This window comes from Bacteroidota bacterium (assembly GCA_016699695.1).
Classification (GTDB): domain Bacteria; phylum Bacteroidota; class Bacteroidia; order Bacteroidales; family UBA10428; genus UBA10428.
In genome coordinates this window covers 3811250-3827254 of record CP065006.1, presented here as the reverse complement: position 1 = coordinate 3827254, position 16005 = coordinate 3811250, and the positions used below count along the sequence as shown (strand labels likewise).

Here is a 16005-nt window from a genome sequence, read left to right as displayed (position 1 = left end):
TCTGGCTGCAAGCAGATTTTAATGCGCTGATTTTTAAACGTCATCGAAAACGTGGGATTTCTAAATAATAAGCTCTCATCGGGATTTAAAATTGTAAAAGACATTAACTAACCGTGGATATTTAGCCTTCACCATCTATTTGGACAAAAGGACAAAATTTTAAAACAAAAACCCACTGCACGCAACAAGCAGTATACGCAATACGGGTTGTTTTGCTATATTTGAGCCATGTACAAGCAATCAACATTCAGTAGTGCTGACAGTCGGCTTTCTAAAATCCCCGCACTGCGCATACTGCTGGGCGTTGTAGGCAAGCCTGAGAGACAGCTCGTAACAAATAAGCAATGATTAAGATAAAACTAGAAAAATATAAAATTCACAATTATTATATTGATGTTATTAAGGATAAAATGGCAGCGGAGACATGTAAAACGAATTTGAGCCCACAACTGATGTTTAAACAAAGTTTTACAGGGATTACTTTAAAAACTTTCGTTGGTAATTGGACTAAAAATGGATTTTGGATTTCAAAGTTCAGAATGCAACTTATGCAATTACGACCAGATATTATCGCAAAATTTAGATTTATTGATATTTCTGAATATAGTGAGCTTTCAATACGATATTCGATTGGTTTTTCAAGTCTTTTTATTGGATTAATGTGGATTACTATGTTTGCTTTGCCTTTTCTAGCTTTTGGATTAGTTGGATACTTGATTGGTTTAGCTGTAACTATTGGAGGTTATGTTTTATTGTCGATAATTGAACTTGGGAACTTGCAGGAGAAAATTTTAGAAAAGGTATTGAGTAATGTTGCTCGTGAATCTATTGAAACATGATTATATATTTAATATTAGGTCTATTCATACTGACGGCTTACTTTATCTATAAAGATAAAAAGGAGCGAAAAGACTTGATGAATGAGACAAAAAAATTTATTGATAAGAATTATGACAAGTTGGTCAATCTGGATTTATCAGCAACCAAATTTGATTATTTACCTTTAAAAACTAATATTTACTATTTGAAAAAAGGTGATTCTTATTTGATATGTATAAATCAGAAAAAACCTGACATTCAATTGTCTGACTTGATTTATAGTAAACATCAAAGATTTACTCAATACTTGACCAAACATAATGAACCTATGGTTTTTCAAGATAAACGGACGAATCATTTATTTTACCCTGTTAATTCAAACGATATTAATTCTACTTTAACAGATTTACAATTTTGAATATGAGTAATTTATATCACGCTGTCGTTTTAAATGCCGGTCATAAATTCTATCAATCATTTGTTCTTCGGTCATCTGTTTATAAAGTTTAAAAGTGATAAATTCTTTAATATCACGAGCCGATAGTAAAGGTAAATCATCAAAGCAATGCAATTTTTCTTTTAAAATAAATGACGAGACCAAAAAGTTTAATGCAACCTGGTGTTGCCATGCAAGCCATTTTCGTGTCTGAAACTGGTCTAGCCCGAGTATCTGTTTTGATTCTTTTATGCAATGTTCTACAAAGTACCGTTGTGCTTGCATATAGGCTATAGCTTTCTTAGTGTATTGTTCAAGATTAGCATTGGTAAAAGAATATTTTATTTCGTCCTTGCCTTCTTTGGTTTTCGTTTTACGGATAACCAGTAACCTTTGCTCTACTTGCATTTTACTGTTATTGATTATCCAAAGCTTTATAAAATGATAGTCAGCTACAAGAACTCCTTTGGCTGTATTACGAACACTAATACGCTGCCAATTTTCGTCATTTAAAGTCTGTAAATATTTTGATACACTTAATTCGTCTGTAGTTGCTTTTAATTTCTTGGGTTCACGACCCTTATTGCTTTTTCGCTCGGGAATAGCCAAGTCAGGACGTTCCAAATATATTTTTTGGTCTTTATGGATATCCAGCATGTACAGATAACCAAGCAAATCTATGCTGCTGGCAAAATCCACATCGTTACCATAATAACCATCGCCTCCAATAAAATCGAAGATGATGCCATTGGTTACTTGCTGGCGAATAATTTCTAATGCCAGTTCGAGCTTAGTTTTAAATGTTCGGTGCTTTACAGGAACGCCTGCTTTTTCGCATCTTGTCTTGTCGTCACACCAAGCCTTGGGAAGGTATAGTCGGGCATCAACCATTGATGCAAAATCCCCATTACTTAAACAAGCAAATACCGCAACCTGACTATTTGATAGTTTCCCTACATTCCCACAATATTGATGTCCAACGCCTACGCTATGGTCGCCTTTTTTTACCCAACCACTTTCATCAATAATCAATCCTGTAAGTTTTCTTTTGGGTAAAACCTGGCTTACTTCCTGGGCTACTTGATTTATCAAAACTCGATGATCCCAGTTAGACTCAGTTATAAAGTGCTGCATTTGATGGTAGTTAGCTCCCAAATCTTCGCTTATTCTTTCAATATTGCGCATCTGACTTTGTATTATTCCTAATGAATATTGCTGTGCTTTGTCAAAGAACTTCTTTGTTGAATTACAAAATACATGCTGATAATCATTAAGGTGAACACTAACTCGCTCTATTACAGAGGTCAGTGTTTTTCCATATCGATTATTATTTTTACGTTGTATTAAACATTTTTCGGAACGATAAGCCTGTTTTTCTGTGCATTGAAGATACTGAATTTCCTTGAAATATCAATGTTTACAAGGGTTTTGTTTAATCTGTTAAAGTAGAATTAATACTGATTTTCTGATTTTTGAAAAAGGAAGAACTGATTTTGATGATATTTTTACGAAACATAGATAAAGGCCAGCCTACAACAATGTATAAAAATAATAGCCGAGATAGTAGTAAATTCAAGGGTTGTAGCCCGCTTCAACTTTCGTGCAACTTGACAGGAAAGTGCCACGCAGTCGGCTACTATTCTTATACTCAACGTTATGGCCAATACAAAAATACAAAAGCAACTTGACATATAGATGCAAAATATAATTAAAATAGTTCCATTTTTTTTAATATTATCTTTTGGTTCTTGCGGACAGGATAATCATACTAAGAAAATTCAGAAACTTGTTGATTATTATATTAAAGATTATAAATTTAATGGTAATGTAATCATATATGAAGATGATAAATTGATTTTTCAACAATCACAAGGATTTGTTGATTATAAAACAAAACGAAAACTTGACTTTAATATTCCTTTTAGTATTGGTTCTGTTACAAAAACATTTACTGCTACTTGTATAATGATTCTGAAGGAGCAAGGAAAGTTAAATTATACAGATACTATTGGCAAGTTTATTCAAGATTTACCCCATATCATAAATAGAATTTCAATTCAACAACTATTAACATGAAAGCTTCCCCCAAAACAGTAGCGATTAAAAATATAGTTTAATCGTTAACTTTGGTAGAATGAAAACAACAAAATTTACAGAGAGTCAAATCATCAAGATTCTGAAAGAGCAGGACCAAGGCAAGAGTGTTTCGGATATCTGCCGGGAGCATGGTATAAGCCAACCAACTTTTTATCAGTGGAAATCAAAGTATTCAGGGATGGAGGTAACCCAGTTGAAAAGACTTAAGGAACTGGAACGAGAACTTTCGCAATACAAGAAGATTGTAGCTGAACAGGCGTTGCATATCACGGTTTTAAAAGATGTAATTGAAAAAAAGCTCTAAGGCCTGCAGAGAAACGGGAATTGGTAACCTATGCTCAACAAAGGCACACGTTGAGCATTCGGCAGGCCTGTGTGCTATTTAATATATACCAGAGTGTATATTATTATCAACCCATTGCGGGGAATGATCAGGAAATTAAGGACAAGCTGGCAGAACTAGCAGAGGTTCATCGCCGGTGGGGATTTTGGATGATGCACTATCACCTGCGGCAATTAAATCATTTCTGGAACCATAAAAGAGTTTATCGGGTTTATACCGAGATGAAGCTTAACTTGAGAAGAAAATGTAAAAGAAGGCTGCCATTGCGCCCGCAGGAGTCCTTGTTACAGCCGCTATTACCTAACTTAACCTGGAGCATGGATTTTATGCATGATGTGCTTAATAACGGAGTTAAATTCAGGACATTTAATGTAATCGATGATTTTAACCGGGAAGCTTTGACTATCACCTTAGGTACAAGTATTACAAGTCTGCGGGTAATCAGGGAACTGGAACGATTAATCGACTGGAGAGGCAAACCCGAACACATAAGGGTTGATAATGGGCCGGAATTTATCGCCCAGGCTATGGAAGACTGGGCAAACGATAAGAATATAAAACTCAAGTTTATTCCCAAAGGAAAACCGCATAGAAATGGGTATGTAGAGCGATTCAACAGAAGCTATCGTGAAGAAGTTCTGGATAGTTACCTATTTGAAAACATCCGACAGGCACAACTAATCTCAAATGCATGGCTATGGTCTTACAATAATGAGCGACCCCATAGTTCGCTGATGTACCACACTCCGGTATCATTCCTATTGAAATATGGAAAACTTCACCGCCCACAAGGCCCAACAAAGTTTCCCACATTTCAACAGGACATAAACATTAATTTAAAAAGTTTAATTTTAAATGCTACTAATTAGGGGAAGCTTTCAAACACACACCTCAGGGATTCCCGATTATATAGATAACTATCCAACACAATATGATAGATTAAACAATAATGATGTTTTAACCAGTCTAAAATTAAAGAGCTATCTTTATTTTCAACCTGGTTCAGATTATAGATATTCTAACTCTGGATATGTTTTATTGGCTCTAATAATAGAGAAAGTTTCAAATATACCATTTGAGGATTTTATAAAACAAAATATACTTTCCCCTCTTGATATGGATAATACATACTTCTTGGATTCAATAAATTATCTCACGGATAATAGGGCTATTGGATATGATTCTACCGGATTGGTTTGGGATTTGCCGTTGTTTGTTCATGGAGACGGAGGAATGATTTCAACCGTATTTGATTTACATAAGTGGTATCGAGGATTGCTTAGTAATAAAATAATTTCTGACTCTACATTTAGATTGGCAACCCAACCAAATAGATTAACAAATGGCGATACAACTGGATATGGACAGGGATTTGAAATATTAAAAACTAAACTGGGATTTAATATTATTGGACATCGGGGCGGGATTGGTGGTTCAGGAGCATATTTTTTATTTCAACCCAAGGATAAAAATTGTATAATTGTAATGACAAATAATAATTGTCAGAGGACTGAAGAAATGGTTGAGAGAATTTCAATGATAATGAATGATTTCGATTATAAAAAATAATGTACTTGCCATAACACCGCATCATACCCCATAGCCGTTTCGTGGGTATTCGGGCTTTTGTAACACGCATTGGCGGCGGCAACGGGCGATAATTATGTAGCTCCGCAGATACGGCTACGGTGCATATGCGAAACGTTGTGTGCTATTGTAAAAAGACACCGGACATTCTAGAAAAATTGAAATAATGATTACAGAAGAATACATTAAAGCATATCAAGATTTTGCAAAGATTGAATTGGAGTTGACAAGCCAGTACAGCGGGAATGAATATGCAAAAAGAATGACTCCCTATTATAATGGGATGGTTGACCATATTTCGAAAAATCCTGATGAATACATGATTTTTAAAGAAAGTGGAGTTCCTTATTATGAAATGGAATTTGTTGAAGCTGTAGAACCAATTAGAAATGAATTGCTGAAACTTGCAAATCAAAATGGAATTCCATCAAATATTCTTTTTATTCCGAGAGTAAAAATTAACGAAGGTTTTTGGGATAGCATTATTAATATCAATGTAATCAAGATTGTAAGAAAACTATTTGATGAAGCTACAGGAACTGATTTTGAAACATTACGACGGTTCAAAGCCTTTGAGAGATATAGTTCAATTAGCAAATGGATTAAGTCAAAAAACGGAAGAAATTTTCTTTTTGAATTTCAAGTATCAGAGGGCATAAGGTCAGAATTACTAATAAAAAAGCGACTTTATCTATTTGACAAAGAATTTGTTCGTCAACAAATGATGTGGATGAGTGAGCAAATATGGATTCATATCGAAGTAATCAAAGCGTTTGAAAAATGGGAATTAGATAAAACTCTATGGAATAAAATAGACCACATAAAGAGAAAAATTGAACTAAAAGAGATTTTAGATGAAAGTCGTCAAGAAATTAAATTCTTAAGAATTCTTGAAAATGCTGGTTTAAAAGGTCGGTTTATTCACGATGAGCATGTTAGTTGGCAATTAAAATATAGACCTGATTTCTGGTTCATAAATGAGAATCTTATTGTTGAATATGATGAATTAGCCCATAAATTTCGTATTGAAGAGGATATTCGAAGAGAAAAGATTATTAAAAAGCACTTGCCGAATATTCATTTTATTAGAGTTAGCGAAGGTTTTGAACAGGACGGTTTATCTGAAATCCTCTCATTTTTAGATAGTTTTAACAAGTAAATCAATGGGAAAATTTACATACAATGATGTTAATTGGAAAGTTTATAGCAATGTAAACAATGGGACTGTTCTTAATATTCTAAATCCAAAAGAAGAACATAGAAGTAAATTGTTCGGGTTTTTACATAATACATTGGGTATTATGAATTACACAAATAAAAGCGGTTCAATTTTTTATGAAATTAAAGAAATAGAACCAGGGTTTTCAATGACAATTAACTGGACTTCTACAAAACTCAAATCTGAAACCACCCAATACTTTTTACAACTTTTAAAAGACGGAAATAAACCGAATAATATTACAACTGATTGGCGAATTGCAATTTTAAGCTACTTAGAAAACCTTGTTGCAGATTGTACGGTAATAGTTTATAAAATTGAGACCGCAGAAAAAGAGTTTAAAGCAACCTTATATTGCGAAATACCATTTGACAAGTTGTATTCCTTTCCGAAAGGAGAAGACCAAATAGCTGAAAATTTCGATGATAGTGAAAAGGAGTATTCTGTTCCCTACGAACTAATTGAAGATTTTATAACAGAAAACATTCAAGGAGCTTTAAAATATTTTGGAAATGACCACCAAAAATTGTTTGACACCTTGCAACCATTTGAAGGGAAAGAGTTTTTGGCGGATTTTTTGATTGGAGCGACTTATTACCTTTATCTTGATATGCCAAATAAAGCCTATGGCTATTTTCAAAGAGCATTAAACATTGGCACTAAACAAGGTTTAGACGTTCCCCCTTTACTTCTTGACTTTATTGGGAGTATAGAATTCTTAACCGCAACGGACAAAGAAAAAGCAGAGCAAACCTTTATTAAAAGTTTACTTGTAGGGAATGAAAAAGGCTTTCTGAAATTAGCATATTTGTATCTTCAGCAAGGTCGGAATGATAAAAAAGAGATTGCATTTTCCTTAGCTCAGGTCGGAGAACAAATTCTGCCATTTGACGAAGATGAAAACCATAAGATTGCTGGTTATCATATTGTAGCATCGGTTTATCTTTGGAATAGAAAATATTCACTTGCTGAAAATATTCACGGAAATTTTCTTGTAAATCAGACGTGGAACAACGTTTATCCCGAATTAATAAAGGCATATCTTTTATTAGCTATTGTTTTAAATGACCTTGACTTTATTACCAACATCATAACTGATTATTCTTTTTTGACAAAGAGATTTCCTGCAATTTTTGACTGTTGGCAGTGTGAAACTATAAATCCATTTGACAAGAGATTTAAAGGAGAATTTATTGAAACCTTAAGATTATTGGAATTAGCGAAAGAAATATATGACAAAAAATAACAACAGCACACAACATCGTGTATAAAACATTGGGGTTTAAGTGGTTATTCGAGCGTTTTGCCCCGCATCAAGTTCGGTGTAACTTGACAGGAAAGTCGCCCGCAATCCCCAACGTTTCATACACGCAGCCGTTATGGGCAAGCAAAGACGACCACCTACAACATTGAAACATTGATAAGTAGTGATAAATACTATGAAAAGTAGTGATAAATACTATGAATAAAAAATGGGGATTTTTGAGAGAAACAAAAGCAATGGCTGAAAAGGCAGGCATTGATAAGGATACAGGACTTCATAGAACTGGACTTGAAGATTATCTAAAAGTAATTTTCCCAAACATAAGTGACTGGATACATGATAAAACATTAGGGAAAATTAATGGAGTATCATATAGGAGCCGTCCAGACTACAGAAGTGAAGACTTAAAACTAATTATCGAATTTGATGGACTTCCACATTATACAAATCCTGATATAATAGAAAAGGACTTAAAAAATACGGACTTATATAGGGATTTCGGATATAAGGTCATTAGGATTCCTTATTTTATACAATTGACTAATAAAGCAGTCGAAACTTTATTCGACGTTAAAGTTTCAGAGGATTTGTTTTATGGAGCTGTGCCATCTCTTGGGATTAAAGGACGAAATACACCTGCGTATTTATGTCCAGCAGGTATTAAACGAATGGCTAAGGATTTTAAGAAATTCCCAGAACAATATCAAACAAACATTGATGCCTTAAAAAGACAAAATGATATTTTTAAAAGTGGAATTGATTTTTTAGAAAAAGAATACAATAAATTAGATTAATAAAAACGGACTGATGATAGTTGATACTACATTTAATGTATACTCTGATGCACGTGGCGGAGACCCAGATAGTACCAGTCCGACCCTTCGTAATTATCACAAAATATTATGGAGTAAACCTCTTAAGAATGGGACGAAATTTGATTTGACTGATAATAAAAGCGGAATTTATTTATATCATAGTTCAGAACTTGGAGAATTCTTCTTGGGAAGTGATGCTATTACACACTCATACAAGAATCATAAACGGAAACAATGGCTGATAATACAAATCCCTACCGAAGTTGATGAACTTTTTAACTCTGGTTCAACGATTGGTGCATATACTCTTTTTCCAAATAACCGGATTGACGGAAAACATACAATCAATCAAGCACGTGGAGTAAACAGTTTTATAGATGATAGGTTTGACCTGACTTTAGAGTGTATCAGGCTTTTCTATTTAGGACTACAAAGCCCGTTATATGATACTTTGTTGAGATACAAATACTTCTTTGACTTGTTTGATGATTTTTTAGATTATATCAAGTTCTTTTTGCTTGATGACTTATTAGATGATAAGCAGAAAATTAGGTTTTACTTGCCGTTCGATGATTTTAAAACAAAGCCTTCATTTTTAAATATTGACGAATATTTAGTTTATAAAATCGGAGTGATAAATTTCATTGAATCAAGGAATAAAAGGATTGCGAATTATATAAATCTAAAAACGACATGATAAATTGCCAGCCCATAACACACGGTATAGCCAATAAGGGTTTCAGTGGTATGCGAAGTGCAGTAGCCCGCCTCAAAGTTTGTTGTAACTTGATAGGTGAATCGCCCGCAATCCCTTACTGGCCATACCGTCAACGTTAGCGCAAATTATAAAAAAGAAAGTTGTACTTTAGTGAAACATTTTGTATTTTTGTTGCATGGAATCAAAACGGAAATATAGGATTGCAATATTTTATAAAGATTATTTTGAAAGATTCTTTATTGAGCAAACGGATAAAGTAAAAGCGAAAATAATCTGGACGATTGAACTAATTGAGGAATTGGAAAGAGTTCCAGAGGTCTATCTAAAACATCTTGAATCAACTAATGGATTGTACGAGATTAGAATTAAACACGGAAGTGATATTTTTAGAATATTCTGCTTTTTTGACCAAGGAAAACTCATAATTCTGGCAAATGGTTTTCATAAAAAAACACAGAAAACACCTAAGAAAGAGATTGAGCGTGCACTAAAAATTAAGGAGGAATACGAAAATGAAAGCAAATAACAAAATGAACCTGGAAGAGTTCAAGGATAAACATTATGGTTTAAAAGGAACCCAATCAAGAGATGAACTTGAAAATGGTTACGAGAATTTTAAGCTTGGTGCATTACTGCAAGAGGCTAGAATTGAAAAGGGAATGACACAAGCGGAATTAGCAGAAAAAACAGGGACAACGAAATCCTATATTTCCAAGATTGAAAATAATATCAAGGAAGTTAGACTTTCGACTTTACAAAAAATAGTGCAATTAGGATTGGGTGGACAACTTGACCTTTCTATTAGATTGTAAAATAACTTGCGCTAACACGCGGTATAATTTACGCGGGTTTTCGTCGGACAAAAACAGCTTCCTGCTTTTTTCAAATCTCAGGTGGTTGGACAACGACAGAATATGAAATCCGCGCAAACCATACCGCCATCCGTTGTGCGTAATGCCTCGATACGATAATAACCAAACATATTAACCAACAAATAAAAAATATGAAACAAAGATTTGTACTTATTCTTGCCTTGACATTAATAGGGAAACTTTCATACAGTCAGATAATTGACCGATATGGAATTAACGTTGGAACTTCATATTCTACTCAGATTTGGGATTACAAATTAGTAAACGTTGATTCAGATAATGAATATAAATTTGGACTTCAAGCTTTTTTGCAAGCGGAAAAGGATTTTGGAAAACTCTTAGCTCTGCGGACGGAATTTGGATACATACAAAAAGGATTTAAAAATAATTTAACACTTACTTCCGCAGAAGGAACTTTTATTGGAACAAATAATGACAATGTGATATTGCATGACTTAGCACTTAATCTTGGATTAAAAATAAAACTGTTGAAAACTGATTTTTCTCCATATTTTTTAGCTGGATTACGTGGCGATTATATGATTTCATATAAAGACGTAGAAATAGAAGAGCCTGGTTCTGGACTGAAATTTAATATGTATGAATCAACAATAGAAGATTTCAATAAATTTAATATTGGTGGATTAATCGGATTAGGAATTGACATCAAGGATTTGATATATTTTGAGTTAGAATACAATCCAAATTTCACAAAGAATCTTGACAACGCAGGATTGAGTATAAAAGATATTTGTTGGGGAGCAAAAATTGGATTAAACATTAATAAATTGACTGAATAAAAAGCACATACGCACAACAATGTGTATAGTGCATGCGGGTTTCAGAGATATTCGAGTGCTTGTAGCTCGTAAAAAAAGTTGGTGTAAATTGATAAGTTTTCTCCTCGTAATCCCGCACGACACCATACACTCAACGTTGTGTGCAACCCTAAAAGACGACACTACCGACAGAAAATGAACAGAATAATGAAAGAGAAAAAGCCAACGCTTCAGCAAAATCAAAAGAGCTGCATCCCCACGCTTAAAACCGCCCCAATGCAGCACATTTGCTTTTGCCCCAACCCACTCAACAGACATTGTACTAATTAAAATGATATAAGGAAGAATGTTATATACAAGAAATGCTTTCCATTTTCGTAAATTCTACAAAGAAGAAGTTGCAAGAGAAAGAGGTCATTTAGACCTCAATTTTGTTGGTTCCTTACACCCGGACAAAAAACGAAACGAAACAGGATTTTCGAAACTCATATATGGGAACAGAGAAGATTTAGGTAAACTTTTAGGAACAATTGCATTAAACGTAGCGGCAGACGACCAAGCCATTTATGAGCTTATTCAAAATGCTGACGATTGTAAATCGTCATTTTTCAGTGTGAGTTACAATGAAAAATATTTACTCTGTATTAACAACGGTAATTATTTCTCAGACCTTGATATGTCAGCGATTATCAATGTGGCAGGTAACTATAAAGACGGAGAAGATATTGGCACATTTGGTATTGGTTTCAAAATATTACATAGATTAGTTGGTGCTGATGACGGGCGAGAAGCAATAATAAACGATTATGCTGGTCCAATAATTTTTAGTTGGAACAATTACTTTCAGTTAAAAAAATTTATTGAAGGAGAACCAATCTTTGTTTCTGGTATTGGAAAAGCAAAAGAAAATTATGACTACGAAAGGGACAGGGAAAATCCTTGGCTTGTTAAACTTTTATATACCTGTTTCCCTTCAAATTATAAGGAACCAATCAGATTAGGTGATTATGATACAAGGGATATAAAGTTTGATGAAACGGAATTAGCAGAAATGCGAGAGTTTTTAAATGGCTCTTTGCAAAATGTAAATTTAGCTGAGGACAACTATCTCAAGAATGGTTCAATTTTCTTTTTGAGATTAGGTAAAGGGAAAAGCAAATTCTTAGATGAAGGTATCGATAAAATCAAAAGCGGTCTGTCATACTCTTTCAAATTTTTAAATAGCTTGAATAAAATATATATTAATGGTGACGAAATTAAGGCGCAATCAGTTTTAGATTATTCACATTCGTTTCCTATTGATAGCCAAGAATTCATAGACATAAACCCTAAAAATAAAAATCGGGACATAAAATTCACATTCGCATTTTATCGTGATTATAAAAAGGCTGTTGATTTACAAAACGAATTAGCGCCAAATCTTTACACGTTCTTTTCAATGGACGAAGAAAAGAATGGTTTTAGTTTTTTATTGCATTGCAACGCCTTTGATATGAATAATGACAGGCGTAAACTTCAAGCTAATTCACAAATCAATGAAAAGCTTTTACCAATAATCGCAAAGAGCATAATTGCATATGCCAACACACAAAAAGAAAATAACCGTAATCTTTTCTTGTCTTTGTACGGTAATTTTTTGCTATCTAAAAGCCCGAAAAACAAACCACATATAGACAATAACTTTTTTAAATTTATTCATCAATATATACTTGAAAATATTCCTACTAAAAATGGGGTTTCGGACAAACCAGAGAATGTAAAAATCAATAAACTTCAATTAAACCTTGATTTAACTGAATTTGGACTAAATGATATTCAATGGTTTAAGTGGAATAATGAAACAGACATATTGTTGATTGAAGAAGCAAAAAAAGCTGAAAAATTAAGTATTGAAGAATGGGACATCAGAGATATTATTGAAAACGCTGACCTTGAAAGTATAAATAACTGGATTTCAATTTGTGATAATAAAACATACAGAGCATTTTTAAAAGAACTTGAAGAAAGCTATTTACGGAAAGAAACCAAAGATAGGATTTGTCAAATCAAACTTTTTAAATTCTCAAATGGAGAGTATTATTCAATCAACGATGTAATTAAAAAGGTTCGTTCACCTCAAAGCACACAATATAGAACAATTTATAATTTTAATTATAACTTTTCAGATGCCTTTTTTAAAATGACCAAAACAGAAGGCATAATTGATGAACTTGACAAAATTGGAATTATCCTTTCTGAAATTAGTACATCTGAATATCCAAATATTTTTTCTTCCATTGAAAGAATGCCCGATGAAAAGCAGATGTACGCTTTTATTGCAGAAAAATGTAAAACAAACACTTTGTCAGCAAAAGAAAAGAAAAAACTATTTCTCAATTTTATTAACGAAGGAACCAAATTTGACAACGTTGCAGAAAGCACATTAAAAGACTTGCAGTTGTTTTGCAATAGTAATTCAGAAATAAAACCGCTTAACGAACTTATTGGCAAAATTCAATCACCAAGTTGGCTAAACGCATACAAGATAAAACAAGATGAACACTTTCCAGAACTTAATCCATACTTAATTTCAGAATCGGAAGAAATATTCAAAAATATTTACCAACAAAATCAAGCTGATATAATTGCTGAATTAACGACAACAGAAGAAGTCAAATCGCTAATTAAACTTTATCAAGAAAATCAAAAACCCTTTTTCAAAGAATTTATTATCAGAAAAGAGAGTAACGGTTTTGTAATTGATGAAAAAACAAACGAGACTTATCAAGTTCAGTCAGCCGACAAGGATGCAAGGACGTTTTTAGATGATAATTGTAGTGATAACTTATTCGTTCTTCCGTATGAATTTTTGGAATATAAGGACGAAGAAGGCATAATAAAAGCTGATGATTTACACAGTTTGATTTTGGAGTTTGTTGATGTAGATGAACATAAAGATATTCTTGTAGATATTGTTAAGTATAAGGCTAAACACAAATTTTTACAGGAGCTTTCAGAGTTCAGGTTTAATTCAGAAACCCAGTACACCAAAGAGGACTACGAGTATAAAATTTTAGATTTAGCTTGTAGTGTGTTGATGGAAAGCGATTATCAAAAGTTCAAAGACAAAGTTGTCATAGAAACCGAAAATCAAGATTTAAAAATTTCTGAAATTCCACCTTTCATAGAAAAGATAAAAATTGACGATTGTGAATTAAGCCTTGCTAAAATTCTTCCTGACAATTACGAAAACAGCGACCATTTAAGCAGTTTGATAAATCAATTTATTGGACTTGGATTGAACAAAGAACGAATTAGAAATTTGTTTGGCATAAGTGAAGAACCTGAACCAAGCGATATCTTTCAAATGTTTTCAGAACAAGTTACAACGTTAGAGAATGCCGAACAGTTAGCGTTTGCAATTTTAATCGCCAAAAACAATAGTGTTGAGGTAGAAAAATTCAAAGTAGAAACATTAGATGATAAAGTATGGGAGCTTAAATACAATTATTATGTAAAACCATTTTCATTTATAGGCGAAGATTATTTACTAAAACAGCAATATTCTGATATTAGCGAACTACTTAAATTACCTGTAAATATTGGTAATACAGATAATCGAATTTTACTTGAACCCTATTTTGAAGATGAAAAATTTATTTGTCCTTGTTTGAAAACTGATTTATCTGATGAGCAGAAGATAAGTTTTGTGGAATTTTTATTCAATCAATGGAACCAGAAAAGTAAAAAAAATGCAATCAAAAATATTGATTGGAGTAAAATTGATGATGTAGAAACCGAAAACATTTTAGGATTTAATCCAAAAACAGCAGTTTATCCAAGTAAATACGCTTGTGAAAGTGAGGTCTTGCCCGATTATCTAATAAAATGGATTGGTAATGAAGAAATTAAAATTGAATTCCTTTCCGATTTAGGTGTCTGGACAGAAAACACAATTGCTGTTGAGTTACGAAAATATTTAAGTGATAAAATCAAAGATTTTCACAATAACCGTTTGGCACAAGAAACTCGCTTTAACGCAGATGAAACAAATCTATTCAATTCGTTTGAATGGTTAAAAGAAAAAGAAACTACACTCAAAACACCAGAACAATTTGAAACATTCAAGAAAGTAGTTAATGTTATCAATGAAAACAGAAGCAAAAATGGCGATTTAGAAATTAAAGAGGAATTTGATTTTGAAGAGTTGCGAGAAAACGCAGCAGAATGGGAAGAATCGTACTATGAAAATTGGAAAGAGGACTCTGATGTTTCTATATATCTATACGAAGGAGAATTACCTAAAACAATTTCACTTGATGAAATTGAAGATTTTGTGTTTTATTATTTCTATGAAGGAAACACTGCAATTGATGATGAAAATAACATCTACGTTAATCGTAATGCTGATGTTAAAAAAGAATTACGAAAATTAGAATTAGAAAATGACGATTTTAATTTTGACGGACTGTGGCAAAACAAATTAGATGTATTAGAAAAAGAGAATGCTCAATTAAGAAGAGCAAACGAAGCTACGTTAGGCTCTGAATTTAGCACAGATATTTCTATGAACGACCAAAAAGAAGCAAACCGAGAAGCAAAAGAAATTGTCAAAGAAAAATTAGAAAGAGAAGGATTTGAATTTACAGAAGGAATGGGCAGATTCTCAACAATAGACGGTGTATATAAAGATGATGTTGAATTTCCGCTTGTAGTAAAAAGTTATAAATACCAAGACGAACCTTTAAAAATTGGCGCAAACGAATGGATACAACTAATGAAACCAAACTCTATGTTTTGGTTACATTTTGGAAATAGAAAATTAGGTTGCTTAAAATTGTATGAGTTATTGAGAAATCAAGATAAGCTTACAATAAGTTTTAGTACAGAAAACCTTGATGTAGAGGACAGGTTAGAGAAATTTGCTGAATTGCTTCATTATTTCGGTAATGTTCATTTTGATTTCAACAGTGTAAAACCAAGCGATTACAGCGTAGCTAAAGATTTGAGCGATTATCGTTTTGACGAAAGAAGAAACGAAGAGGATTTAAGCGGTGATGACGAAAGCATATTGTAA

Annotated in this window: 13 protein-coding genes and 1 pseudogene; 13 read left to right on the top strand and 1 reads right to left on the bottom strand. The window is 32.9% G+C overall.

Annotated features, from left to right (window positions below; all coding sequences use genetic code 11):
• The first annotated feature begins 344 nt into the window (after positions 1-344).
• Both IPM71_16020 and IPM71_16015 read left to right on the top strand, forming a co-directional pair.
• Positions 345-839, top strand: a complete 495-nt coding sequence (locus IPM71_16020; GenBank protein ID QQS51049.1) for a hypothetical protein — start codon at positions 345-347, stop codon at positions 837-839.
• Entirely contained in the window at positions 836-1237 is a 402-nt protein-coding gene (locus IPM71_16015) for a hypothetical protein (protein ID QQS51048.1), read from the top strand. Before IPM71_16020 ends, IPM71_16015 begins: the two co-directional genes overlap by 4 nt.
• On the opposite strand, the gene IPM71_16010 is transcribed toward IPM71_16015, so the two are convergent.
• On the bottom strand, positions 1226-2440 hold the full coding sequence (locus tag IPM71_16010; protein ID QQS52871.1) for an IS701 family transposase: 1215 nt from the start codon (positions 2438-2440) through the stop codon (positions 1226-1228). The genes IPM71_16015 and IPM71_16010 overlap by 12 nt on opposite strands.
• 510 nt (positions 2441-2950) lie before the next feature.
• Here IPM71_16010 and IPM71_16005 point away from each other — a divergent pair.
• The 11 genes and pseudogenes from IPM71_16005 to IPM71_15955 all read left to right on the top strand — a co-directional run bounded on the left by IPM71_16005 (position 2951) and on the right by IPM71_15955 (position 16005).
• A complete protein-coding gene (locus IPM71_16005) occupies positions 2951-3331 on the top strand; it encodes a serine hydrolase (GenBank protein ID QQS51047.1) in 381 nt (126 codons plus the stop codon).
• 58 nt (positions 3332-3389) lie between these two features.
• Positions 3390-4462: pseudogene (locus IPM71_16000) on the top strand (IS3 family transposase).
• A gap of 88 nt (positions 4463-4550) precedes the next feature.
• On the top strand, positions 4551-5264 hold the full coding sequence (locus tag IPM71_15995; protein ID QQS51046.1) for a beta-lactamase family protein: 714 nt from the start codon (positions 4551-4553) through the stop codon (positions 5262-5264).
• Positions 5265-5448: 184 nt separating this feature from the next.
• Positions 5449-6441, top strand: a complete 993-nt coding sequence (locus IPM71_15990) for a hypothetical protein (GenBank protein ID QQS51045.1) — start codon at positions 5449-5451, stop codon at positions 6439-6441.
• Between the two features lie 4 nt (positions 6442-6445).
• The gene (locus IPM71_15985; protein ID QQS51044.1) at positions 6446-7747 is read left to right on the top strand and encodes a hypothetical protein; all 1302 of its coding nucleotides are present in this window, start codon (positions 6446-6448) and stop codon (positions 7745-7747) included.
• Positions 7748-8001: 254 nt separating this feature from the next.
• Complete coding sequence (locus tag IPM71_15980) at positions 8002-8559, top strand: DUF559 domain-containing protein (GenBank protein QQS52870.1); 558 nt, start codon at positions 8002-8004, stop codon at positions 8557-8559.
• Between the two features lie 13 nt (positions 8560-8572).
• Positions 8573-9277 carry a hypothetical protein gene (locus tag IPM71_15975; GenBank protein QQS51043.1) on the top strand — a complete coding sequence of 235 codons (705 nt, stop codon included), beginning with the start codon at positions 8573-8575 and terminating at the stop codon, positions 9275-9277.
• A gap of 196 nt (positions 9278-9473) precedes the next feature.
• Positions 9474-9824: a type II toxin-antitoxin system RelE/ParE family toxin gene (locus tag IPM71_15970; GenBank protein QQS51042.1), complete on the top strand. Its 351-nt coding sequence runs from the start codon at positions 9474-9476 to the stop codon at positions 9822-9824.
• Complete coding sequence (locus tag IPM71_15965; GenBank protein ID QQS51041.1) at positions 9811-10110, top strand: helix-turn-helix transcriptional regulator; 300 nt, start codon at positions 9811-9813, stop codon at positions 10108-10110. Before IPM71_15970 ends, IPM71_15965 begins: the two co-directional genes overlap by 14 nt.
• Before the next feature lie 191 nt (positions 10111-10301).
• Positions 10302-10970, top strand: a complete 669-nt coding sequence (locus tag IPM71_15960) for a PorT family protein (protein ID QQS51040.1) — start codon at positions 10302-10304, stop codon at positions 10968-10970.
• Positions 10971-11295: 325 nt separating this feature from the next.
• Positions 11296-16005 (top strand): hypothetical protein, encoded by a 4710-nt coding sequence (locus IPM71_15955; GenBank protein QQS51039.1) that lies wholly within the window; start codon positions 11296-11298, stop codon positions 16003-16005.

Excerpts from the sequence above, each read along its gene's own strand:
- IPM71_16015 (QQS51048.1), top strand. The coding sequence starts at position 836 with ATGATTATATATTTAATATTAGGTCTATTCATACTGACGGCTTACTTT.
- IPM71_15970 (QQS51042.1), top strand. The coding sequence starts at position 9,474 with ATGGAATCAAAACGGAAATATAGGATTGCAATATTTTATAAAGATTAT.
- IPM71_15955 (QQS51039.1), top strand. The coding sequence starts at position 11,296 with ATGTTATATACAAGAAATGCTTTCCATTTTCGTAAATTCTACAAAGAA.
- IPM71_15980 (QQS52870.1), top strand. The coding sequence starts at position 8,002 with ATGGCTGAAAAGGCAGGCATTGATAAGGATACAGGACTTCATAGAACT.
- IPM71_15985 (QQS51044.1), top strand. The coding sequence starts at position 6,446 with ATGGGAAAATTTACATACAATGATGTTAATTGGAAAGTTTATAGCAAT.
- IPM71_16010 (QQS52871.1), bottom strand. The coding sequence starts at position 2,440 with ATGCGCAATATTGAAAGAATAAGCGAAGATTTGGGAGCTAACTACCAT.
- IPM71_15995 (QQS51046.1), top strand. The coding sequence starts at position 4,551 with ATGCTACTAATTAGGGGAAGCTTTCAAACACACACCTCAGGGATTCCC.
- IPM71_15960 (QQS51040.1), top strand. The coding sequence starts at position 10,302 with ATGAAACAAAGATTTGTACTTATTCTTGCCTTGACATTAATAGGGAAA.
- IPM71_15965 (QQS51041.1), top strand. The coding sequence starts at position 9,811 with ATGAAAGCAAATAACAAAATGAACCTGGAAGAGTTCAAGGATAAACAT.
- IPM71_15990 (QQS51045.1), top strand. The coding sequence starts at position 5,449 with ATGATTACAGAAGAATACATTAAAGCATATCAAGATTTTGCAAAGATT.
- IPM71_16005 (QQS51047.1), top strand. The coding sequence starts at position 2,951 with ATGCAAAATATAATTAAAATAGTTCCATTTTTTTTAATATTATCTTTT.
- IPM71_15975 (QQS51043.1), top strand. The coding sequence starts at position 8,573 with ATGATAGTTGATACTACATTTAATGTATACTCTGATGCACGTGGCGGA.
- IPM71_16020 (QQS51049.1), top strand. The coding sequence starts at position 345 with ATGATTAAGATAAAACTAGAAAAATATAAAATTCACAATTATTATATT.